The organism is Candidatus Pelagibacter sp. HIMB1715 (assembly GCF_052047595.1).
Taxonomy (GTDB): domain Bacteria; phylum Pseudomonadota; class Alphaproteobacteria; order Pelagibacterales; family Pelagibacteraceae; genus Pelagibacter.
Window position 1 is genome coordinate 23,346 of sequence record NZ_JBNAJY010000017.1, and the last position, 22,397, is coordinate 45,742.

Below are 22,397 nucleotides of genomic sequence, written 5' to 3' on the forward strand. Positions count from 1 at the left end.
TTTATTTCAAGTTGTTATTGATTAATTCAGACTGTCATGGATTTTGTATTACTATATTTTGTTATAGCAAGTTTTTTAATAGTGATAGTGCCTGGCCCCACTGTTAGTCTGATCATTGCTAATTCTTTAAGATCTGGTGTAAAAGCAGGATTATTAAATGTTTTTGGTACCCAAGTTGGCGTTTTAATTTTGTTATTTTTGTTAGCACTTGGATTTGAAATAGTTTCTCCTTTTCTAGAAGTGATTATTAATTATGTAAGAATTCTAGGTTCGATTTATTTAATTTCACTTGGAGTAATTGCAATTAAGTCAGATATTGATTTAAACAAAACTCAAGTAACTAAATTTGAAAAAAAATATTTTCTCCAAGGATTAATAGTGATTTTAACTAATCCAAAAATATTTTTGTTCCTTGGTGCATTTATTCCTCAATTTATTAATATAAATGAACCTGTTAGTTATCAGATAATTTATTTTGGAATTATCTTTATAATAGTAGCTACAATATTTGATAGCTCATATGCATTTGTATTTGGCAAGTTTAGAGAATTCATAGCATCAAAATATTTAAAAGTTTTAAATAAAATTGGCGGATTTATATTAATTCTAGTTGGTATTTGGATGTTTTTTTATTAATTTTCCAAAACAGACATTGGGTCCAATCTAGTTTGAAACCAATTAATTCTAAAATCAAGATGAGGTCCAGTTGATCTACCTGTCGATCCGACGGTTCCAATAATATCTCCTTGATTAATTAAATCTCCAACAGAAACTAAAACGTTTTCTAAATGTGAATAAATTGTTGATATACCATGACCATGATCCATAATGACTGTACCCCCGGTATAATATAAATCATCTTCAGCCATTGTAACTTTACCTGAGCCTGATGATTTAATCATTGTTCCTTGTTTCGCAGCAATATCAATTCCGTAATGTGGCCATCTAGGTTTACCGTTTAAAATTCTTTGACTCCCATAAACACCACTAATTATTCCTTCAACAGGCATTATAAATTTTTGCTTAAAAAACTGTAATTCAGAATTAATTGCTCTTGCTTCGCCAATTGCATTATTTTCTTTTTTAATTCTTTTATAGACTGACTCGGGTGGGGTTACTTTGCTTTCTTCTAAGCCATCTATTCTTTGGATGTTGTATTTTCTTTTTAAAACTTTTTTGGTTATTGTAGTTTTTTTTCCATCAAAGATTTTTGTAAAAGTAAGATCATATTTTTGATCTCTATCAATACCAAAAACGAAAAAACCATCCTTTGATACTCTTACTTCTTTTTTTCCAACAATTATCTTTGCACCAGGATTTGTTTTTCCTAAGATAAAATGACCTTGTAAGAATTTACCTTGAAATTCTATCGCGTTTGCAGTTGAAAAAAATAAGAAAAATATTAAAAAAAATCTATTTATTACTGAGCTGTCCATCCACCATCTATTATAATTGATGTTCCAGTTATCATTGAGGAAGCAGGTGAGGCTAAGAAACAAACTGTTGTCGCTACATCGCTTTCAGTTGCTGCTTTTCCCATTGGAATATTTCCAAGTGCTAGTTTTTTAAATTTTTTATTTTTAAAGAAATTTTTAACCATTGGAGTTTCAACAAACGTAGGAGCTACTGTGTTAACTCTTATATTTCTTTTAGCTAACTCTACACCCATACCTTTTGTCAAACCTTCAATCCCAAATTTAGTCATATTGTAAACATTTCTCCCACCCATACCTACATGACCTAATTGAGAAGACATATTAATAATAGAGCCAGGTCTCTTTTTATTTTTAAGCATTTTCTTAACTACTAATTGCGCAACGTTAAATGCAGCTTTTAGATTTAAATCTACCAAGTAGTTCATACTTTTTTGTTTAATTTTTTCAAAAGGTTCAGGAATATTAGTTCCAGCATTGTTTACTAAAACATCAATAATTTTGATTTTTTCTAATTTTGCTTTTAGATCTTCATAATTCATTACATCGCAAGGAACTTTAATTACTTTACCTTTGATTTTTTTAATATCTTTTTCTAATTTATTTAAATCAGATGGAGTTCTGCTTAATGCTATTACTGTTGCTCCAGCTTCAGCTAGTGCGATAGAACAAGCTCTCCCAAGTCCTTTACCAGCACCAGTAACTAGTGCGTACTTATTTTTAAGATTAATTTTTTGAAGATACATTAAAAGAATATTATTTTAATATCTGTATAAATCAACTCAACAGCTACTATTAATATTGCCAATAACCCAACCCATGCAATCCATTTGTATTTTTTTATCCATCCAGAAATTAATGTTGCAGCAGTTGCCATTAAAACAATCGATAGAACCAATCCAAATACAAGTAATCCATAATGATCACCTGCAGCACCAGCAACACCTAAAACATTATCTAAACTCATTGTAAAATCAGCAAGTAAAACAGTCCAAATTGCTTTTAAAAAACTTGAGTTGTCTACTTTTATATCTTCCTCTGAATCTGAGCCTTTGATTACATCAACATAAAGTTTGTAAACAATATAAAGGAGTAAAATTCCCCCAATAAGCCTTAGTCCTGTAATTTGTAACAAATAAGCCGTAAGTAACGTTAATATTATCCGTAATATTACTGCACCACCAATTCCCCAAAATATAACTTTCTTCCTTTGTTCAACTGGAAATTTTGAGGCTACCATTCCAATTATAATGGCATTGTCACCAGCTAACACTAAATCAATAAAAATTATTTGTGTTAAAATAGCAATTTGTTCGGGAGTAAAAAATTCTGCAAACATTATTGTTGTAGTATCATGTCAGCACCTTTTTCTGCAATCATAATCGTAGGTGCATTAGTATTTCCTGAAGTAATGTTAGGCATTATTGATGCATCAATAACTCTAAGATTTTCTATTCCTCTTACTTTTAATTTTTCATCAACTACTGACATCTCATCTTGTCCCATCTTACATGTACCAACAGGATGAAAGATGGTTTGTGCAAAATTTGATGCTTCTTTCACCAATTCCTCGTCATCATCAATATGAATACCAGGTCTATATTCCTCAGGTGTATATTTTTTAAAAGTTTCAGATTCCATTATAATTTTTCTTGTTAATTTTAATCCTTTAGCAGCAATCATTCTATCGTGATCAGTTGATAGGTAGTTTTGTTTTATTTTTGCGTAAACACGCGAGTCTTTATCAACAATACTTACGTGACCTCTACTTGTAGGTCTTATATTTGAAACAGTTGGAGTAAACGCGTGAAAATCATGATTTTTTGTAGCTCCCAAAGTATCCATACTCATTGGCTGAACGTGCCATTGTAAATCTGGTAATTCTAAAGAAGGGTCACTTTTTGCAAACATACAAAGCTGACTTGCTCCCATAGTCATTGGACCACTTCTTTTAAAAACATACTCTAATCCGATAAGCAAATTTCCAAACAAGCTATTAATTTTTTTGTTAAGAGATTTTAAACCGTTAATTTTATAAATAGGTCTTAACATTAAGTGATCGTGTAGATTTTCACCTACACCATTTAAATTATGAACCATATCAATTCCTAAATTTTTTAGTTTTTCTGGATTTCCAATTCCTGACACTTGTAATATTTGAGGAGAACCGATTGCACCAGAAGAAACTATAACTTCTCTATTTGCTTCAGCTGTTTTCAATTCATTATCTTGCCAATACTCAACTGATTTTGCCTTTTTATTTTCAAAGTTAATTTTTTTAACATGAGCGTGAGTAATAATTGTTAAATTTTTTCTATGCTTAACAGGGTTTAGATAACCAACAGCAGTACTGCATCTAAATCCATCTTTTTCTGTTACTTGAAAATAACCACAGCCATGATTGTCTCCTGTATTAAAATCTTTTGTTTTTGGTACACCAAATTCCTCAGCAGCGTTCTGAAACTCATCTAATAGAGGAAGATGTATTCTTTGATCTGAGACAGAGAGAGGTCCACCAACTCCATGATATTCACTTTTGCCTCTTTCTTGATTTTCTGCTTTTATAAAATAGGGCAGAACATCATCCCAACCCCAGCCAGTATTTCCAAGCTGTCTCCAAATATCATAATCTCTGTGTTGTCCTCGGATATATAAAAGTCCATTGATAGAAGAGCTTCCTCCTAAAGTTTTTCCACGGGGATAACGTATTGAAATATTATTCATGCTTTCATCTGGTTCTGTCTTGTAGCACCAGTCAGTATTAGGGTTGTGCATTGTTTTAAAATAACCAACTGGAATATGGATCCATGGATAATTATCTTTACCTCCAGCCTCAATCAAAAGAACTTTGTGTGAAGGATTTTCTGATAGCCTATTTGCTAAAACACAGCCCGCTGATCCAGCTCCTAGTATAATGAAATCAAAATTATTCATAAATTAGAACTCTTATAAATTAAAAAAATTATATTTCTAACAAATCTGTTAAAAATTTTAAAATATACCAATATTAACACTTGTTTTAGTTTTCATTCTTTGACACAGTTTCGACTTTAAAAATAAAGAGAGGGAAACAAATGAAAAAAATCATTTCAATGTTATTTGCAGTTGCAATGGTGTTTGGATTTATTTCAAATGCTAATGCTGCAAAAACACTAAAATGTCAGACAGTTCTTAACACAAAAGCTGATGAAGTTAAGATGTTAAAGGACTTTACTGACACAGTAACAGCGTTAACTGGTGGATCTCTTAAGTTTGAAATTATGCCAGCTGGAGCTGTTGTTGGTGTAAAAGAAACTTTAGATGCAGTTGACAAAGGTCTAATCGATTGTGGTTTTGCATGGACTCACTATTGGTCAGGTGACCATCCTGCAGCTATGCTATTCGGTTCTCCAGTAGCTGGTGGTGGTGTTGGTATTGACAACATTGCATTCTTATCATGGTTCCAGTATGGCGGTGGAAAAGAGCTATACGACAGACTATGGAAAGAAATGGGAAGAGACATCAAAGGATTTATGATTCAACCAGTTGGACCAGAAGCTTTAGGTTGGTTTCCAAAACCAATTAAAGATATGGCTGACTTTAGAAAATATAAGTTCAGAACTCCTCCAGGAATTCCAGGACAAACATATAAAGACATCGGTATCGCATCTGTAGCTATGGGTGGTGGAGATATTCTACCAGCTTTAGAAGCAGGAACAATTGATGCTGCTGAATGGTGTTGTCCAAAACCAGACTTAACGTTTGGTTTCCAAAAAGTATTAAAGCACTACTACCTACAAGGTTTACACCAAGTAGTCGTAAATGCTGACTTTTATATTACTGGAAAAACATACAACGCTATGAGCGATCATGAGAAGAAGTCTCTTGAAGTTGCAGCTAATGCATCATTAGCTAAATCTTTAAGTTACAGAATTTATGAAAACGGTAAAGCTTTAAGAGAGCTTACTGAAGTTCATGGAGTTAAATTAGAGGACACACCTTCTGATTACTTCACAGAATACATGGCTGCAGCTAAGAAAAGTTTGGAAACAAACGCTGCAAACAATGCATTCTTTGCAGAAGTATGGGACTCTATGAAAGAATTTGCTGATATAGCAGTTCCTTTCTGGAGTGGTGCTCAAATGTCTAATGCGAAGCTAGGAATGGCTCACGCAGCAACATTAAAGTAATCCAATAATTAATCTATAATTCAATTAGAGCGGACTTAATTGTCCGCTCTAATTTTTCTAACAAAATTTTTATGGCTGAAGAACCAACTAAACTAGATATATCAGATGAAATGATAGCCGAAAGGCGAGGTGGTTCAGGAAAGATGCCAAATGACATGCCATCATGGATGGCAAGTTCTATTGTAAATATTGATAAATTTAGCAAATGGATAGGTAACGTTGTTTGTTGGATACTGATGCCACTTATCTTTGCCATGACTTATGAAGTTTTAGCAAGAAAACTTTTTCATGCACCTACAATATGGGCTTATGACATAAGTCGATTTTTATACGGTGCACTATTCATGTTAGGCGCAGGTTATGCGCTTTCAAAAGGTGTTCATATAAGAGCAGATTTTTTATACAGAAATTTCAAAACAAAAAACCAAGGGACGATTGATTTTTGGTTATATATTTTATTTTATTTCCCAGGACTAATTGTCTTTCTTTATATGACAATTGGTTATGTAGGTGAATCTATTCAAAGAGGTGAAAGAGGAATGGATACTACATGGATGCCTTATATGTGGCCGATTAAGAGTTGTTTATTGATTGGTATCGTATTTTTATTAATCCAAGGTATTTCAGAATTATTAAAAAGTTATTGGGCCGCTACTAGAGGAAAATGGCCAGGAGAAGATGAATAATGTTAGCTGAATTTATAGATCCAGCATATTTAGGTTTTATTCTGGTTGGAGTAATGCTTTTTGCAATTTTCGTAGGATTTCCTATTTCATTTACACTTATATTTTTAGGTTTTGTATTTGGATATTTAGGGTTTGGAAAGTTGGTCTTTTATTTAATGACGCTCCAATTTTCGATGGTAATGACCGAACAAACTCTCGCCGCCGTACCGCTCTTTGTATTTATGGGCATTATGATGGAGCAGGCAGGTTTGATGGAAAGATTATTCTCATCATTTCAAATGATGCTCGCAAGAGTTAGAGGAGCATTATATTATGCTGTTCTTTTTGTTTCAGTTATTTTTGCTGCAGCAACAGGAATTGTTGGAGCCTCAGTAACCATACTCGGTATAATGGCCGCAAAATCTATGAATAGATCTGGATATGACGTTAGACTTGCTGCAGGAACAATAACAGCAGGTGGTACTTTAGGAATTTTAATTCCACCAAGTATCATGCTTGTTGTAATGGGCCCAATTATGGAAATTCCAGTAATTGATTTATTTGCAGCTGCTATAATTCCAGGAATTCTTCTTGCGAGTTTATACGCTGGATACACAACAATAAGATGTATGATCAATCCAAAATTGGGACCTGTAATTCCTGAAGAGATGAGAGCTGCTAGTATGAAAGAAGTTTGGATTGAATTCTTCTTAGGTTTAGTTCCACCAGCAGCGTTAGTGTTTGCTGCATTAGGAAGTATACTTTTTGGTTTTGCAACTCCAACAGAAGCAGCTGGTTGTGGTGCAATGGGAGCGTTGTTACTTTCTTTAGCATACAAAAAATTAACTTTTTCAAAACTTCAAGAAGCTCTTGTTAAAACTTTAGAGATAACGGCTTTAATTATGGTTTTAGTTGCTGCATCAAACTTTTTTGGAGCTGTGTTTGCAAGACTAGGTACTCCAACTTTATTAACTGAATTCTTGTTAGGTTTAGACATGAACAAATATTTAATATTAGCGATTGTAATGGTTGCAATATTTTTATTGGGTTGGCCTTTAGAGTGGGTACCAATCGTAATGATTATTGTGCCAATTATTTTACCATTAATTGAAGCTCTTGGCTTTAATCTTACTTGGTTTGCAATATTAGTTGCCGTCAATCTCCAGACCGCCTGGCTGTCTCCTCCAGTGGCATTGTCTGCGTATTTCTTAAAAGGGGTGGTGCCTGAATGGGATTTAAAAGATATTTATTATGGAATGATGCAATTTATGGTGCTTCAAATAATTGGTTTGGTTTTAATTATAATATTTCCTAAAATTGCACTTTGGTTACCAACTCTCCTATATGGACAGTAGAAATTATTAGTTTAAAATAATTTTAGTGAATCAACCAAAAGTTAAATACTCCCTATCAAATTGGGATTTAGTTTCAGTAAATCCAAATTATAAAACTTGGAATTGGAAGGACCTTTTTTGTTATTGGGGAGTTAATGTACAAAGTGTAATTGGTTTTTCTCTAATTGCCTCGCTTTATATAATGTACAATCTAAATACCTTTGTGGTTTTAATTGGAACTTTATTAGGTTCATTTTTTGTTTATTTATTTGCTAATTTTATTGGAAAACCTTCTCAAAAATTTGGATTACCTTTTGTAGTTTTGTTGAGATCTTCTTTAGGATTTAATGGAGCAAAATTTTTTGGATTAATCAGAAGTTTGGTTGGAATTTTCTTATTTGGAATTCAAACTTATTTTTTATCAAAAATTTTAACATATCTTATTAGAATATTACTCTTTTCAATTGATGAATCTTTGTTAGTTCAAGATATATTTATTTTTTACTTTTATGGTCTAAATGTAATTGATTGGTCGTCAATTATAATTGTTATTATTTTTCAAACATTATTGTTTAGTATTGGTGCTCAATATAATAAAAAAATTATTAATTTTTCAGCAATTAGTGTTTATGTAGGAATTGTTATTTTTTTCTTTCTTGTTTTATTAAGTGATGTCAAATTAACATCAAAAGCATTTATAAATATTTTAAATACCAAAAACTTTTTAGATCTTAATAATTTAGCACCACTTTTAACTGTGGCAGGAACTGTATTTGCTTATTTTTCAATATTAATAATTAGTTTTGGAGATATTTCTAGGAATGTTAAAAATACCAAAGAGCTAGATAAAGGAAATTTGAGTTTACTTATTAATTTAATTATTTTCTCTTTTTTATCTATTTTTATTGTTTCTGGATCAGATGCACTTCTAAATCAAAAATTTTCAGACATAGACAGAATTTTTACAAATCCTACTGATATAATTGGTAAATATGACAATATTCAAATAACTACATTGGTACTTTTTTTTATCGTAATTGCTTCAGCGTCTACCAACTTAGTAGCTAACTATATTCCTTCTCAATATTCGCTGATTAATTTTATTCCAAGTAAATTATCTTTGAGGAGTGCAAGTTACATAATTTCTTTTTTAGGTTTGTTGGTCGCTATTTTTTGGCTTACAATTTTAAGTCAAATAGGCATTTTATCTTTTATAGATACATTTGGCGCGTTTTTTGGACCATTGTTTGGAGTGATGGTTGCTGACTATTATTTGATCAACAACCAAAGTTTGAGTAACAAAGATTTGTATTCAGTAGAAAAAGAAAGTAGTTATTATTATTCTAGAGGTTGGCATATCAAAGGTGTTTACTCAGCTTTTTTAGGTTTTGTTTTTTCAGCATCAACAATTTGGAACACAAATTTAATGTTTTTACAGTCTTATGCATGGTTAATTGGTGCATTTGTAGCTTGGATAACGTATTACTTGTTAGCAAAAAAATAATATGAAAGCTTTAGTATATACCGGAACACAAGAATTAGTTTACAGGGATGAACCTAATCCAATTGAAGTTTCAGGTGAAAGTATTTTAAAAATTCATGCTTCAGGAATATGTGGTTCAGATATGCATGCGTATCATGGACATGATGAGAGAAGAATTCCTCCATTAATATTAGGCCATGAAGTTAGTGGTGAAGTTCAAAATGGTAAATTTAAAGGTAAAGACGTTGTTTTAAATCCTCTAATAACTTGTGGTAAATGTGAATACTGTACAAGTGCTAGAGAACATCTTTGCCCTCATAGAATTATATTAGGAATGAGCAAACCAATTGAAAGACAAGGTGTTTTTGCTGAATTTGTCTCAACTCCTGATAAGAATATTTATGAAATCCCAGATGGATTAGATAAAAATGAAGCGCCAGTAGCAGAGCCAACTGCAGTTTCTTTGCATGCAGTATTAATTGGTGAACAATCTTTAAAAAAACCTTTATCTGAATGTAAAATTTTGATCCAAGGTGGTGGTGCAATAGGATTGTTATGTGGTTTAATTTTATCTAAAATTAAAAATAGTAAAAATATAATTCTTTCTGATCCTAATAAATTGAGATTGAATGAGTGTTCAAAATATTTAGATGCAAAATATGTTGCACCAGACCATAACGAAATAGAAAGTAATAAGTTTGATATTGTATTTGATACAGTAGGTTTAGAAATTTCAAGACAACAGGCTATTGAAGTAGTTAAGCCAGGTGGTTCAATTATTCACATAGGCTTAACTCAGCCAGCTGGAACCTTTAATTTTAGAAAAATGACACTTCAAGAGGTGACCGTTATAGGAACTTACTGTTATACTAATAAGGATTTTGAGCAAACTTTAGCAATATTAGCTAATAAAGAGATAGGCTCTCTAGATTGGATTGAATTTAGAGATTTAAAAAATGGTGGTGATGCTTTTAAACAAATTCATGATGGCACCTGTGTTGCACCTAAAATTATACTGATACCTTAGAATTAGAATTTAATTTTATAGCTCTAGAACTACCCATTTTGAGGTCATTAGACATAATTGGTGCAGATATCATTATTGACCAATAAATTAAAAGTAAAAAAATTGAAATTGTTTTCATATCATTTATTTAAAAATTAATTCTGATTTTTGCATGTTTAAATCTTGTCTAAATAATGTATTAAGAACTTAAATTATGAAAATATTTTTTAAACTCATCTCAATTTTTTTGATTTCAATTAGCTCAGTTGTTGCAAATGAAGTTATAGTGTTTGACTTTACAGAAGCAGAACTTTCAGAATTAACTGTCAGAAAAGTAAGGGGAGCAAAGAACGAGACAAAATATACTGTTGGTAAGAATGAAAATGGAAATTTCCTTAAGGCTGTTGCCGATAATGCAGCATCTGGTCTTGGTAAAGAAGTTAAAATTGATCTAAATAAGACACCTTTTATAAATATTACGTGGAAAGTTGAGAAAGATTTATCAGGAATTAAAGAAGACACTAAAAAAGGACATGATTTTGCAGCAAGAGTTTTTGCTGTTAAAAAAACAGGTGCAACACCATTATCAAACAGAGCAGTTAACTATGTGTTTTCAAGTAATAATGATGTTGGGCAAAGTTGGCCAAGTCCATATACAAAAAAATCTATAGACAATGTTATGGCCACAACCAAAACTAATTTAGATGAATGGGTAACAGTTAAATCAAATGTAAAAGAAGATTTTAAGAAATTCCACGATTTAGATTTAGACGAATTAGATGGTTTAGCGGTTATGGCAGATACAGATAACTCTAAAATGAAATCTATAGCCTATTTTCAGAATATTTATTTTTCAGCAAATTAATTAAAGTTTAGTATATTTTTTTAGCCCCATACTTAGAAAAGATAGTATGATTGCTACGATTACGTCCTCTGTTGGTGTAGCGTTAGGAACACCATAGTTCCATAAAATTACTCCAGTTAACCAAATTATATAAACTTTCATTGTAGTTATTATATCTTAGTTTGTATAAAAATTTCTCATTATTTGATATTAATGAACAATGCATAAAACTTTTAGCCATAATGTTAAAATTTACTATGAAGATACCGACTCTGGAGGAGTAGTTTATTACGCAAATTATTTAAAATACTTTGAAAGAGCTAGAACAGAAGCATTATTAGCTATTGGTTTAAGTAATTTGAAAATTAAAGATGAGTTTAATTCTTTAATAATCGTTAAGTCATGCAATATTGAATATAAAAAATCAGCATACTTAGAAGATAATTTAACAATAAAATCTTTTATATCGTCTTTGTCAAAAACCTCTTTTGTAATGGATCAGTCAATTTACAGAGATGATTTATTAATTGTGGATGCAAAAATACATTTAGTATTTGTAAATACAATCGGAAAACCTACAAAAATTCCTGAGATAGTTTTAAACAACTTTGAGCCTTATATTTTAAAATCTAAATAGCTGTTACTTTTTTTATTTTTTTGAAAAAATTAACTATCATTTTTTCAGATATTAATTTTGTATTTACATTTCTAGGACTTGGATGATAACAAGCGTACAATCTGATTTTATTTGATAAATCATAATATTTCCCGTGCTTAAAAGTATACTTTCCATTTAATTTATTTTTACTTTTGTAATATTTAATACAATTATCAAAAGCAACTTTACCTAAAGCAACAATTGTTTGGATTTTGCTTAAAGTTTCAATCTCATTTTGAAAATGATTTGAGCAATTTGATAATTCTCCATTTGTTGGTTTGTCACCAGGAGGAACACATTTCAGTATATTGGTTATAAAAGTTGATTTTAATTCCAATCCATCATTTAAACTTTCTGAATAAGGTAGATTAGAAATATTTGCTTTTTTTAAACAAGAAAACAAGAAGTCGCTTGATTTGTCTCCAGTGAAAGGTCTTCCAGTTCTGGTTCCGCCATGAGCTGCTGGCGCCAAACCTAAAATTAATAATTTCGAATTTATCTTACCAAATCCAGGAACTGGTTTTCCCCAATAAGTTTCATTAATGTTTTGTTTTCTTTTTTTGGTAGATATTTTTTTAATAAAATTAATTAATCTAGGACATTTTCTACATTTAATAATTTTCTTATTAAGTTGTTTTAATTTATTATTCATTAATGAAAATTTTAAAATATTTTTTAATTATATTTATATTCTTAAATTCTCCAATTAAAGCAGATTCAAATGAAGCAATTGTTAGTGAGCTTCAAAAAGGTGGTAAATTGATATTTATTCGCCATGCTTATGCACCGGGAGGAGGGGATCCTTCTAATTTTGATGTCAATAATTGTGAAACCCAAAGAAACTTAAATGACGAGGGAAGAGTACAATCAAAAAAAATTGGAAATTTTTTTAAACAAAATGATATTTTAATAAACAAAATTTACTCTAGTGAATGGTGCAGATGCAAAGAAACTGCAGAAATAGCCTTTAAAAGTTATGAAACAAAAAATTTTTTGAATTCATTTTTTAGTGCAAAATTTGCTAAAAATAGAAAACAACAAGTTATTGATTTTAATAAATTCTTAAACACGTGGGATCAAAAACAAAATATAATTTTTGTAACACATTACGTTGTAATATCTGAGCTTTTAAACTACGCACCATCATCAGGTGAGATTGTTATTTCAGATAAAAATTTAAAAGTAATTGATACTTTAGAAATAGAATATTAAATTAGAATTTATGTCTTCAAAAAGAGCTATGCGACAAGCACAAAAACAAGCATTCGCTAAACATAGATCTAATATTTCAAATAGTAGATTTGATTTTAAAAAAAAAAATTTAGATAAACTTAAGGAAAATAAAAAAAAGAAAACCTAACTTTGGTTTGCAAATTTTTCTATTTTTTTACATGTAGAAATTTTTGAAATCCCCTCGATATCGTTCATAACACTTTTAATAAAAATCTCAGGCTTGTTCTTTTCAATTAATATTTGAGTATAAAATTGAGGATAACCATGTTTTAAAGTAAAAATTTTACCATCTTCTTCGTAAATATTTCTTACATAGGAGTTTGATTTTTTTACACTTAAATCAGTAATTCTATATTTTTGATAAGTTTTTTCTGCATAAACATAATTTCTAGTCATAATTAATTCATTAAGATTAAATATGTATTCATTTTTTAAATATTTATCTTCTTTATGATCACATTTACTTAAAATTATAATTTCTGAAAATGAATGATTTATAAATGAGAAAGAAAATAAAATGAGAGAAAAAAAAAATAATTTATTTTTTTTCATTTTTTTCAGCAAAAAATAATCCAATTAAAAAAAGTGCTGTCCACCCAATACCCAGTAATGCTTTAGGGCTAGTCTCAGCGCTCCACATATCTAAAACTAAAGCACCAAAGATTAGTCCTATAATATAAATTATAACTACAATTGTTGATTTACTCATTTTTAAGACTTTTTTTGAATAGAGATATTCCGTTATTTATTTTATGATCGTAAGACTCGTTAAAACTATCTAATTGCCAACCAGTTAATCTTTTTCTGATACTTTCTAAATTATTTTGTTTCCATTCATCGGTAGTTTCTTCTAGTTTCCACAGTTTTTTTTCATCATTATTTCTTCCACAGCCATAACAATAGCCTGTTGAGGGATCTGTTTTACAAATACTAATACAAGGTGAAATAATCATATTATTTATATTTTTATATCCTTTTACACTATTATTCGGATTGGACAAATGAGTTCAATAATATATAAAGCACCTAATTTAACTGGGGCGATGGCGGAATTGGTAGACGCGCTGGTCTTAGGAACCAGTCGAGCAATCGGTGAAGGTTCGAGTCCTTTTCGCCCTACCATTAAATGATTATGAAAGTTACTGTAGAAAATAAAAAAGGTTTAAATAAAGATCTAAAAATTTTTATCGATAAAGAGACTATGAGCTCTTATATGGATGAAAAATATGAAGAGATTAAAGGAACAGTAAATTTAAAAGGGTTTCGACCAGGAAAAGTACCAAAAGAAATTTTAAAAAGACAATTCGGCAAAGCTGTATTTGGTGAAGTATTAGACAAAGTTTTAAAAGATACATCCACAAAAGCGTTGGAAGAAAACAAAATTAAACCAGCGGGTCAGCCAAAATTAGATCTAAAGACATATGGTGAAGATAAAGAATTAGAATATGTCTTGTCAGTTACAGAATTACCTAAAGTAGAGATCAAATCATTAGAAAACATTAAATTTGATGAATACACTGTAAAAATTGATGATAGTGAAACAGATAAAAGAATAAAAGAAATTGCCAAGAACCAACCAAATTTCAAGGAAGGTGCACCTGATACAAAAGCAAAAGAAGGTGATCTAGTTGCATTAGATTATAAAGCAACAATTGATGGAAAAGAATTTAAAGGAAGTGAAGGAAAAAATACTCAGCTTACGTTAGGTAAAGATTTATTTTTGAAAGGTTTCGATAAGCAACTAATTGGTGTTAAGAAAGATGATGAGAAAGTTGTTGAAGCAACACTTCCAGAAAATTACCCTGAAAAAGAATTGGTTAATAAAAAAGCTAAATTTAATTGTAAAATTTTATCAGTTAAACAAGCACAAGAGGTGAAAATAGATGATGATTTTGCAAAAAATTTAGGAGCTAAAGATTTGAAAGATCTTAAAGCTTTAATTTCAAAACAAATAAATGATGAATATAAAAATTCTTTAGATCAACTTTCAAAAAATCAAATTTTAAAAGAAATTGAAAAAATTAAAGTAGAAGAAGTTCCAGGAAATTTAGTAGAGGAAGAGGTCAAGATTCTTTCACAAGGAATGTCTGAAGATGAGGCTAAAAAAAATAAAAAATCTTTTGAAGAAAAGGCAAAAACAAGAATTAAAACTGGGTTAATCTTAAATGAATTTGGTGAAAAAAATCAAATCAAAGTTAGTGAGCAAGAAATTCAAGCAGAAGTTCAAAAACAATTAAGAATGATGCCAGGACAAGAGAAAATGGTTATGGATTTTTATCAAAAAAACCCATCTGCTTTAGCCAGTCTAAGAGGGACAGTTTATGAGGAGAAAATTTTAAATCTTATAAAAGAAAAAGGTAAACCAAATAAAAAAGAAATTTCAAAAGATGAGGCGGAAAAAATCTTAAAAGAGGCTCATAAACACGATCACGATCACGATCATGACCATGATCATTCGCATGATCACGAACCAAAAAAAGAAACAAAAAAGAAGCCCGCAGTGAAAGCTTCAGAGAAAAAAAAACCTTCTACAAAAACAGCAAAAGCAAAACCAGCTGCTAAAAAAACAAAAAAAGTTAGCAAAAAGTAATCACAAGTTGTATAAGTAAAACGAATCAATTTATGATAACAAAATTATCAGAACATATGAGCAATCTAGTGCCGATGGTTGTAGAACAATCAAGCAAAGGCGAAAGAGCTTACGATATTTATTCAAGACTTCTAAAGGAAAGAATTATTTTTTTAACAGGTCAGATAAATGACAATATTGCATCCTTGGTAACAGCTCAGTTATTATTTTTAGAAGCTGAAGATCCTAAGAAAGAAATTTATTTATATATCAACAGTCCTGGTGGACTGGTTACAGCTGGTCTTGGGATTTACGATACCATGCAATATGTAAAACCGGATATATCAACCTTATGTATTGGCCAAGCTGCATCAATGGGATCATTTTTGTTGGCTGCAGGTACTAAAGGTAAGAGATTTTCTTTACCCAACTCAAGAATAATGGTTCACCAACCTTCAGCAGGTTTTCAAGGACAAGCTACAGATATAGAAATTCATGCTAATGAAGTCTTGTCATTAAAGAAAAGATTAAATGAAATTTATTCAAAACATACAGGTAAAACTGTTGATGAAATAAAATCTGCTTTAGAGAGAGATAATTTCATGACTGCTGATGTCGCAAAATCATTTGGTCTTATTGACGAAGTAGTAGAAAAAAGATCATAATATACAATATATTGATAACTTACTAATCCAAACTTGATTAGTATGAGTCATCTATAATAAAGTAATGAAATTGATTCGTTTAAAAAATTATGAGTACAAATAATAAAAATATTCTTTACTGTTCTTTTTGTGGAAAGAGCCAACACGAGGTTAGAAAATTAATTGCAGGTCCAACTGTATTTATTTGTGATGAATGTGTTGAGCTTTGTATGGATATAATAAAAGAGGAAAGCAAAGACACTTTTGTTAAACATCAAGACGGTCTACCTTCACCAAAAGAAATTTGTACAGTGCTAGATGATTATGTAATTGGTCAAGCACATGCCAAGAAAGTTTTGTCGGTGGCCGTACACAATCATTACAAAAGACTAAATTATGAAAACAAAACTAGTAAGAATGTAGAATTATCTAAATCCAACATTTTATTAGTTGGTCCTACTGGTTGTGGTAAAACTTTATTAGCACAAACTCTAGCTAGAATTTTAGATGTTCCATTTACAATGGCAGATGCAACAACATTGACTGAAGCAGGATATGTTGGTGAAGATGTTGAAAATATTATTTTAAAATTACTTCAAGCTTCAGATTATAATGTTGAAAAAGCACAACGTGGAATAGTGTATATCGACGAGGTTGATAAGATTAGTAGAAAATCTGAGAATCCATCCATTACAAGAGATGTATCTGGAGAAGGAGTTCAGCAAGCTTTATTAAAGATAATGGAAGGAACTGTTGCAAGTGTTCCGCCTCAAGGAGGTAGAAAACATCCTCAACAAGAATTTTTACAAGTAGACACAACAAATATTCTTTTTATTTGTGGAGGTGCTTTTGCAGGATTAGATAAGATTATTTCTCAAAGAGACAAAGGTACTTCAATTGGTTTTGGAGCGGATGTAAAAAACACTCAAGATAAAAAAACAGGAGAGTGGATGAAGGGACTAGAGCCTGAGGATTTATTGAAATTTGGATTGATACCAGAGTTTATCGGAAGACTACCAATGATAGCAACTCTTGAAGATTTAGACGAAAAATCATTGATCAAAATTTTACAAGAACCAAAAAACTCTTTAACTAAACAGTATCAAGAATTATTTAAGTTAGATGGAGCGAAATTAACATTTAAAGAAAATGCTCTTAAAGAAATAGCTCAAAAAGCAATTAGCAAAAAAACAGGAGCAAGAGGATTAAGATCAATTTTAGAAAATATATTATTAAAAACAATGTATGATCTCCCAAGTCAAGACAACATTGAAGAAGTAATTGTTGATGCAGGAGCTGCGAAAGGTCAATCACAACCAATTTTAGTTCATTCTAAAGGCGAAAATAAATCTAAGTCTGGCAAAACATCAGCGGCTTAATATCCTTAATAAGTAACAAAAACCTATTGCAATATAATATATAATATCCATATTATTCCTATGGACGTTAAAATATCATTGCCGTTATTACCTTTAAGAGACATTGTAGTCTTCCCAAGCATGGTAATACCTCTGTTTGTAGGAAGAGATAAATCAATTTCTGCACTAAATGAGGTGATGAAAAAAGATAAGAAGATCATTCTTGTAACACAAAAAAACTCAGAGATTGATGATCCCAAGAAAACAGACGTATTTATGTATGGTTGTGAGGGAAGCATCCTACAATTATTAAAGTTACCAGATGGAACTGTAAAAGTTTTAGTTGAAGGAATTAAAAGAGTTAAAATTTTAGACTTTAAAGATAACGAGAAATTTATTACCTGCGAATATACATATTTCAATGATATCTTACCAAAAGATGAGGATTTATTTCCTTTAGCAGCTACTGCTTTAAGAAGATTAGAAAAGTTAACTTCAATAAATAAGAAAATTTCGAACGAAACAATAAACACAATTAAGCAGTTAAAAGATCCTTCACAAATAGCTGATAATATTGCTTCACACATCACTGCTACAATTTCAGAAAAACAACAAATTTTTGAAACCGTTGATGTTAAAAAGAGACTAAACGCAATAATTAAAATTATGGAGAATGAAACAAGCATAATTGGTGTAGAGAAAAGAATTCGAGGACGAGTTAAAACTCAAATGGAGAAAACTCAGAGAGAATATTATTTAAATGAACAACTTAAAGCTATTCAAAAAGAACTTGGTGAGATTGAAGACGGTAAAGACGAAACTACAAGTTTAAATAAAGCTATCACAAAAGCTAAAATGCCAAAAGAAGTTGAAAAGAAATGTTTACAAGAGCTTAAAAAATTGAAAAATATGAGTCCAATGTCAGCTGAAGCTACAGTGGTTAGAAACTACCTAGATTGGATGACGGAATTACCTTGGCATAAGAAAAGTGAAGTTGATATAGATTTAACTAAAGCATTAAATATTCTTGATAAAGATCATTTTGGACTTGAGAAAGTTAAAGAGAGAATAATAGAATTCTTAGCTGTTCAAAAAAGAATGGAAAAAATCAAAGGTCCAATATTATGTTTAGTTGGCCCCCCTGGTGTTGGTAAAACATCTTTAGGAAAATCTATAGCAAAAGCAACCAATAGAGAATTTGTTAGAATGTCTGTTGGTGGGATGAGAGACGAAGCAGAAATAAGAGGGCATAGAAGAACTTATATCGGATCATTACCAGGTAAAATAATTCAAATGATGAAAAAAGCTGGAACAAAAAATCCTTTAATTTTACTGGATGAGATAGATAAAATTGGAAATGATTATAGAGGTGATCCATCATCAGCGTTATTAGAGGCACTAGACCCTGAACAAAATACAACTTTTAACGATCACTATTTAGAAGTTGATTATGATTTATCTGATGTAATGTTTGTAACAACAGCAAATACTTTAAATATATTGCCTCCATTATTAGACAGAATGGAAGTGATAAGATTGGCTGGTTATACAGAGGATGAAAAAATTAGTATAGCTAATAAATATCTACTTCCTAAACAAATTAAAGATAACGGTGTTAAAGAAAAAGAAATGAAATTGGAGGACGACATCATAAAAGAAGTAATTAGAGGATATACAAAAGAGTCAGGAGTTCGAAACTTAGAAAGAGAGATTTCTAAACTTGCTAGAAAGGTAGTTAAGAAAATTGTAGCAGGCGAGGAAAAAGAAGTCCAAATTAATAATAAAAATTTATCTGATTTTCTTGGTGTAGCTAAATTTAAATTTGGTGAATTAGAATCTGAAAATAGAGTAGGTATAGTAACTGGACTTGCTTGGACCGAGTATGGCGGTGAAATTTTAAAAATTGAAACTGTGACTATGCCTGGAAAAGGAAGAATGCAAATAACTGGTAAGCTAGGTGATGTGATGCAAGAATCTGTAAAAGCTGCAAAATCTTTTGTTAGATCAAAATGTTTAGAGTATGGAATTATTCCTCCTCTATTTGAGAAAAAAGATTTTCACATTCATGTACCTGAAGGTGCAACACCAAAAGATGGCCCATCTGCAGGAATAGGAATGGTTACTTCAATTGTTTCATCGATTACTAATATACCTGTGAGAAGAGATGTTGCGATGACTGGTGAGGTAACATTAACAGGTCAAGTATTGCCAATAGGTGGTCTTAAAGAAAAATTGTTAGCTGCACATAGAGCTGGAATTAAAGAAGTTTTGATACCAAAAGAAAATGAAAAAGATTTAGTGGATATGCCTAAGAAAATTATAGATGATATTAAAATTACGCCAGTTGAATATGCTGACCAAGTAATTAAGATTGCTTTAACTAAAGAACTCAAACCTACAGAATGGGTTGAGGTGGATTTAGCTAAAAAAGACGACAAATCTCAAGCTAGCATTCAATAATAATTAATTTACTTTATTTAAGTGTTGATGTAATAAATAGCTCTATTTTGGGGCGGTTAGCTCAGTTGGTAGAGCATCTCGTTTACACCGAGGGGGTCAAAGGTTCGAGTCCTTTACTGCCCACCACTTTAATTCAAACTATTTTTAAATATAATTGCTGCCTTTCTATATATTGGTATAGATCCAACATCCTCATTGATTAAGGTTTTTGGACTCCATCCAAAACTAAATATTATTAAAAGTAAGATTACTATTTTTTTATTATATAAATATTTTAAATTTAAATTGTATTTATTAAATTTTATTAATTTGTTTTTAATACAAAATACGTATGTAAGTAATAAAAGTGTATAGGATATATTTATCCATCTACCCCAATCTTGAGCAATATAAAAGAAAAACAGTGTAGGCAAAAAAGTTAAAGAAAGAACTAAAAAAAATCTTTTATTATAATATTTTTTTTTTTTAAAAAAAAATTCGGATTTATTTATCAACAATAAGAGTGGTAAAAATCCTATTAAAAAAATTAAAATATATCTTATTATAAATTCAAATTTGATCTTTGATTTTACTTCTGAAATATTACTTGCCAAATCATTATTTAGATATGTCATAGCACCATAACATTCACCAATTTTGCCACACATCATTTTCAATTCTTGCGGAGTCAGTTTAAAATAAAACATAAAATAAAATATTATTAAAACAGGCAGAATACTTAAAAATAATTTAAACAAAAAAATTTTGGATAATAAAAAATTATTTTTAACAACTAGTATTAATATAAAAAAAGATAAATAAATAATCACTCCCTCCCAAATAAGAGTAGTTGTGGCTAAAATTATTGAAAAACAAATGTATTTTAAATTATTTATTTTTTGACCAGAGAACAAATTTGAAATTAAAACAAACGCAATAAATACAAATATTTCTTTCCTAGCTAAAACCTCGACTTCAGCAATTGGATAAATGATAAATAGAGGAGAAAATATTGCAAAAATTAAAAGATAATTTTTATTAATTTTTCTTAAGTAAAAATATACCAAAATATAATAAATAAAATATGTTAGGATCTGTAGACCTAAAATTATTTCCCTTAGAGTAAATGGAAATATTTTATGTAATTGATAAACTAATTCTCCAATTAAGCCTCGTCTAGTAAATCCACCTTGATAATTAATAAGCCATTCAGAAATAGTCCATTCAACTGGATTATTATATTTTTGAATCAAAAAATAATTAGCAAATAGAAAAATTGTAATTAAATATAGCTTAAAATAGTTGTCAAAATTTTCTAATTTCATAGATTACTTTTTTATAAGTATCTGAAATAAAATCTACTTTACATCAATTTTTACTTAAATAATAAAGCTTGATTAAATCAAATTTCTGATTACAAATACCCACATTATTTTAGATGTGGTGGCAGCGCATAAATTTAGTCTAAATCCATATTAAAAATAAAATATTGAACTTAAGTGGGGGTGTAGCTCAGTTGGTTAGAGCGATCGCCTGTCACGCGATAGGTCGAGGGTTCGAGTCCCTTCACTCCCGCCACTTTTTCCCAATAAACTGTCTGTTAATATTAATTAAATGTGACTTATCTTCCCTTCAACATCAGATAAAAACTGATATATAGATTTCCATGTTGTCTGAATTTTTAAAAGATTACCTACCAATTATTCTATTTTTAGTTATTGCTCTTGGTTTAAGTGTTGCTTTTGTAGTCTTAAATTTTTTACTTTCTCCAAAAAAACCTGATCCAGAAAAGTTATCTGCATATGAATGTGGTTTCGAACCATTTCAAGACTCTAGAATGGAGTTCGATGTAAGATTTTACTTAGTTGCAATTCTATTTATCATATTTGATCTTGAAATTGCCTTTTTATTTCCATGGGCAATATCATTAGGAAACATTGGTCTATTAGGTTTTTCATCAATGATGATTTTTCTATTCATACTAACAGTTGGTTTTATTTATGAATGGAAAAAAGGTGCTCTAGATTGGGAATAAAATTAATTTAATGAACGATAAAATAGAACAAGTTCCTGATGAGTTTAAACAACTTGCTAAAGATTTTAGTAAAAATGGTTTTATAACTACATCGCTGGATAATTTAATTAATTGGTCTAGATCTGGCTCTTTGCATTGGATGACTTTTGGTCTTGCATGCTGTGCGGTTGAAATGATGCAAACAGCAATGCCTAGATATGACTTAGAAAGGTTTGGAGCTGCACCACGTGGATCACCAAGACAATCAGATGTAATGATTGTTGCTGGAACATTGACAAATAAAATGGCACCAGCTTTAAGAAAAGTTTATGATCAAATGCCAGAACCTAGATATGTAATTTCTATGGGTAGCTGTGCCAATGGTGGAGGTTATTATCATTATTCATATTCAGTTGTTAGAGGGTGTGATCGTATAGTTCCAGTTGACGTTTATGTTCCAGGATGCCCTCCTTCTGCAGAGGCATTATTATATGGAATTTTGCAATTACAAAAAAAAATTAGAAAAAAAGGATCTTTTATAAGATAGT

26 protein-coding genes and 3 tRNA genes are annotated in these 22,397 nt (G+C 30.2%); 19 read left to right on the forward strand and 10 right to left on the reverse strand.

Annotation, left to right across the window (positions count from 1 at the left end; translation table 11 throughout):
- Positions 1 to 36: 36 nt before the first annotated feature.
- Positions 37 to 636 (forward strand): LysE family translocator, encoded by a 600-nt coding sequence (locus ACTTAY_RS05115; RefSeq protein WP_440634928.1) that lies wholly within the window; start codon positions 37 to 39, stop codon positions 634 to 636.
- Here the strand turns inward: ACTTAY_RS05115 and ACTTAY_RS05120 are convergent.
- Genes ACTTAY_RS05120 through ACTTAY_RS05135 form a run of 4 tightly spaced genes read right to left on the reverse strand, consistent with a single transcriptional unit; the run spans position 633 to position 4,367 of the window.
- Positions 633 to 1,436, reverse strand: a complete 804-nt coding sequence (locus ACTTAY_RS05120; protein WP_440672613.1) for a M23 family metallopeptidase — start codon at positions 1,434 to 1,436, stop codon at positions 633 to 635. The two genes, ACTTAY_RS05115 and ACTTAY_RS05120, sit on opposite strands and share 4 nt — an antisense overlap.
- Positions 1,421 to 2,179, reverse strand: coding sequence for an SDR family NAD(P)-dependent oxidoreductase (locus ACTTAY_RS05125; protein WP_440614478.1), 759 nt, complete (start codon positions 2,177 to 2,179; stop codon positions 1,421 to 1,423). The genes ACTTAY_RS05120 and ACTTAY_RS05125 overlap by 16 nt, the downstream gene beginning before the upstream one ends.
- Positions 2,179 to 2,772 carry a TerC family protein gene (locus ACTTAY_RS05130; RefSeq protein WP_075506621.1) on the reverse strand — a complete coding sequence of 198 codons (594 nt, stop codon included), beginning with the start codon at positions 2,770 to 2,772 and terminating at the stop codon, positions 2,179 to 2,181. The genes ACTTAY_RS05125 and ACTTAY_RS05130 overlap by 1 nt, the downstream gene beginning before the upstream one ends.
- The gene (locus tag ACTTAY_RS05135; protein ID WP_440651289.1) at positions 2,772 to 4,367 is read right to left on the reverse strand and encodes a GMC family oxidoreductase; all 1,596 of its coding nucleotides are present in this window, start codon (positions 4,365 to 4,367) and stop codon (positions 2,772 to 2,774) included. Before ACTTAY_RS05135 ends, ACTTAY_RS05130 begins: the two co-directional genes overlap by 1 nt.
- A gap of 140 nt (positions 4,368 to 4,507) precedes the next feature.
- Between ACTTAY_RS05135 and ACTTAY_RS05140 the strand changes: the two genes are divergently transcribed.
- From ACTTAY_RS05140 to ACTTAY_RS05165, 6 genes are all read left to right on the forward strand, one after another.
- The gene (locus ACTTAY_RS05140; protein WP_262589327.1) at positions 4,508 to 5,602 is read left to right on the forward strand and encodes a TRAP transporter substrate-binding protein; all 1,095 of its coding nucleotides are present in this window, start codon (positions 4,508 to 4,510) and stop codon (positions 5,600 to 5,602) included.
- Positions 5,603 to 5,673: 71 nt separating this feature from the next.
- Positions 5,674 to 6,288, forward strand: coding sequence for a TRAP transporter small permease subunit (locus ACTTAY_RS05145; RefSeq protein WP_075506706.1), 615 nt, complete (start codon positions 5,674 to 5,676; stop codon positions 6,286 to 6,288).
- Complete coding sequence (locus ACTTAY_RS05150; RefSeq protein ID WP_440634050.1) at positions 6,288 to 7,622, forward strand: TRAP transporter large permease; 1,335 nt, start codon at positions 6,288 to 6,290, stop codon at positions 7,620 to 7,622. Before ACTTAY_RS05145 ends, ACTTAY_RS05150 begins: the two co-directional genes overlap by 1 nt.
- Before the next feature lie 25 nt (positions 7,623 to 7,647).
- Positions 7,648 to 9,105 carry a cytosine permease gene (locus tag ACTTAY_RS05155; RefSeq protein WP_440672614.1) on the forward strand — a complete coding sequence of 486 codons (1,458 nt, stop codon included), beginning with the start codon at positions 7,648 to 7,650 and terminating at the stop codon, positions 9,103 to 9,105.
- 1 nt (position 9,106) lies between these two features.
- Positions 9,107 to 10,111, forward strand: a complete 1,005-nt coding sequence (locus ACTTAY_RS05160) for an alcohol dehydrogenase catalytic domain-containing protein (protein ID WP_440672615.1) — start codon at positions 9,107 to 9,109, stop codon at positions 10,109 to 10,111.
- 193 nt (positions 10,112 to 10,304) lie between these two features.
- Positions 10,305 to 10,955 carry a DUF3047 domain-containing protein gene (locus ACTTAY_RS05165; protein ID WP_440672616.1) on the forward strand — a complete coding sequence of 217 codons (651 nt, stop codon included), beginning with the start codon at positions 10,305 to 10,307 and terminating at the stop codon, positions 10,953 to 10,955.
- On the opposite strand, the gene ACTTAY_RS05170 is transcribed toward ACTTAY_RS05165, so the two are convergent.
- The gene (locus tag ACTTAY_RS05170) at positions 10,956 to 11,096 is read right to left on the reverse strand and encodes a hypothetical protein (protein WP_440672617.1); all 141 of its coding nucleotides are present in this window, start codon (positions 11,094 to 11,096) and stop codon (positions 10,956 to 10,958) included.
- 58 nt (positions 11,097 to 11,154) lie between these two features.
- Between ACTTAY_RS05170 and ACTTAY_RS05175 the strand changes: the two genes are divergently transcribed.
- Positions 11,155 to 11,571, forward strand: coding sequence for a YbgC/FadM family acyl-CoA thioesterase (locus ACTTAY_RS05175; RefSeq protein WP_440672618.1), 417 nt, complete (start codon positions 11,155 to 11,157; stop codon positions 11,569 to 11,571).
- On the opposite strand, the gene ACTTAY_RS05180 is transcribed toward ACTTAY_RS05175, so the two are convergent.
- The gene (locus ACTTAY_RS05180; RefSeq protein ID WP_440672619.1) at positions 11,564 to 12,244 is read right to left on the reverse strand and encodes a uracil-DNA glycosylase; all 681 of its coding nucleotides are present in this window, start codon (positions 12,242 to 12,244) and stop codon (positions 11,564 to 11,566) included. The two genes, ACTTAY_RS05175 and ACTTAY_RS05180, sit on opposite strands and share 8 nt — an antisense overlap.
- Before the next feature lie 2 nt (positions 12,245 to 12,246).
- Here ACTTAY_RS05180 and ACTTAY_RS05185 point away from each other — a divergent pair, with 2 nt between their 5' ends.
- Together ACTTAY_RS05185 and ACTTAY_RS05190 are read left to right on the forward strand one after the other, a co-directional pair.
- The gene (locus tag ACTTAY_RS05185; RefSeq protein WP_440672620.1) at positions 12,247 to 12,804 is read left to right on the forward strand and encodes a histidine phosphatase family protein; all 558 of its coding nucleotides are present in this window, start codon (positions 12,247 to 12,249) and stop codon (positions 12,802 to 12,804) included.
- 10 nt (positions 12,805 to 12,814) lie between these two features.
- Positions 12,815 to 12,952, forward strand: coding sequence for a hypothetical protein (locus tag ACTTAY_RS05190; RefSeq protein WP_179850441.1), 138 nt, complete (start codon positions 12,815 to 12,817; stop codon positions 12,950 to 12,952).
- Here the strand turns inward: ACTTAY_RS05190 and ACTTAY_RS05195 are convergent.
- Genes ACTTAY_RS05195 through ACTTAY_RS05205 form a run of 3 tightly spaced genes read right to left on the reverse strand, consistent with a single transcriptional unit; the run spans position 12,949 to position 13,778 of the window.
- Positions 12,949 to 13,377: a hypothetical protein gene (locus tag ACTTAY_RS05195; protein ID WP_075506629.1), complete on the reverse strand. Its 429-nt coding sequence runs from the start codon at positions 13,375 to 13,377 to the stop codon at positions 12,949 to 12,951. The genes ACTTAY_RS05190 and ACTTAY_RS05195 overlap by 4 nt on opposite strands.
- Entirely contained in the window at positions 13,364 to 13,534 is a 171-nt protein-coding gene (locus ACTTAY_RS05200; RefSeq protein ID WP_179850442.1) for a hypothetical protein, read from the reverse strand. The genes ACTTAY_RS05195 and ACTTAY_RS05200 overlap by 14 nt, the downstream gene beginning before the upstream one ends.
- Positions 13,527 to 13,778, reverse strand: a complete 252-nt coding sequence (locus ACTTAY_RS05205; RefSeq protein WP_440672621.1) for a DUF1289 domain-containing protein — start codon at positions 13,776 to 13,778, stop codon at positions 13,527 to 13,529. The genes ACTTAY_RS05200 and ACTTAY_RS05205 overlap by 8 nt, the downstream gene beginning before the upstream one ends.
- Positions 13,779 to 13,862: 84 nt before the next feature.
- Here ACTTAY_RS05205 and ACTTAY_RS05210 point away from each other — a divergent pair.
- The 6 genes from ACTTAY_RS05210 (at position 13,863) to ACTTAY_RS05235 (ending at position 19,982) form a co-directional block, all read left to right on the forward strand.
- Positions 13,863 to 13,947, forward strand: a tRNA-Leu gene (locus ACTTAY_RS05210).
- A 10-nt stretch (positions 13,948 to 13,957) separates the two neighbouring features.
- Positions 13,958 to 15,415: a trigger factor gene (gene tig, locus ACTTAY_RS05215; RefSeq protein WP_440672622.1), complete on the forward strand. Its 1,458-nt coding sequence runs from the start codon at positions 13,958 to 13,960 to the stop codon at positions 15,413 to 15,415.
- Between the two features lie 32 nt (positions 15,416 to 15,447).
- On the forward strand, positions 15,448 to 16,059 hold the full coding sequence (clpP, locus tag ACTTAY_RS05220) for an ATP-dependent Clp endopeptidase proteolytic subunit ClpP (protein ID WP_440672623.1): 612 nt from the start codon (positions 15,448 to 15,450) through the stop codon (positions 16,057 to 16,059).
- An 89-nt stretch (positions 16,060 to 16,148) separates the two neighbouring features.
- Positions 16,149 to 17,417: an ATP-dependent Clp protease ATP-binding subunit ClpX gene (gene clpX, locus ACTTAY_RS05225; protein ID WP_075506632.1), complete on the forward strand. Its 1,269-nt coding sequence runs from the start codon at positions 16,149 to 16,151 to the stop codon at positions 17,415 to 17,417.
- Positions 17,418 to 17,477: 60 nt separating this feature from the next.
- On the forward strand, positions 17,478 to 19,856 hold the full coding sequence (lon, locus tag ACTTAY_RS05230) for an endopeptidase La (protein ID WP_440672624.1): 2,379 nt from the start codon (positions 17,478 to 17,480) through the stop codon (positions 19,854 to 19,856).
- 50 nt (positions 19,857 to 19,906) lie between these two features.
- Positions 19,907 to 19,982 (forward strand) — tRNA-Val (locus tag ACTTAY_RS05235).
- A gap of 2 nt (positions 19,983 to 19,984) precedes the next feature.
- On the opposite strand, the gene ACTTAY_RS05240 is transcribed toward ACTTAY_RS05235, so the two are convergent.
- The gene (locus ACTTAY_RS05240) at positions 19,985 to 21,160 is read right to left on the reverse strand and encodes a hypothetical protein (protein ID WP_440672625.1); all 1,176 of its coding nucleotides are present in this window, start codon (positions 21,158 to 21,160) and stop codon (positions 19,985 to 19,987) included.
- A 176-nt stretch (positions 21,161 to 21,336) separates the two neighbouring features.
- On the opposite strand from ACTTAY_RS05240, the gene ACTTAY_RS05245 reads away from it, so the two are divergent.
- From ACTTAY_RS05245 to ACTTAY_RS05255, 3 genes are all read left to right on the forward strand, one after another.
- Positions 21,337 to 21,413: transfer RNA gene (locus tag ACTTAY_RS05245), tRNA-Asp, on the forward strand.
- A gap of 88 nt (positions 21,414 to 21,501) precedes the next feature.
- Complete coding sequence (locus ACTTAY_RS05250) at positions 21,502 to 21,870, forward strand: NADH-quinone oxidoreductase subunit A (RefSeq protein ID WP_075506634.1); 369 nt, start codon at positions 21,502 to 21,504, stop codon at positions 21,868 to 21,870.
- A gap of 10 nt (positions 21,871 to 21,880) precedes the next feature.
- Positions 21,881 to 22,396: a NuoB/complex I 20 kDa subunit family protein gene (locus tag ACTTAY_RS05255; protein ID WP_440672626.1), complete on the forward strand. Its 516-nt coding sequence runs from the start codon at positions 21,881 to 21,883 to the stop codon at positions 22,394 to 22,396.
- The last annotated feature ends 1 nt before the right edge of the window (position 22,397 follow it).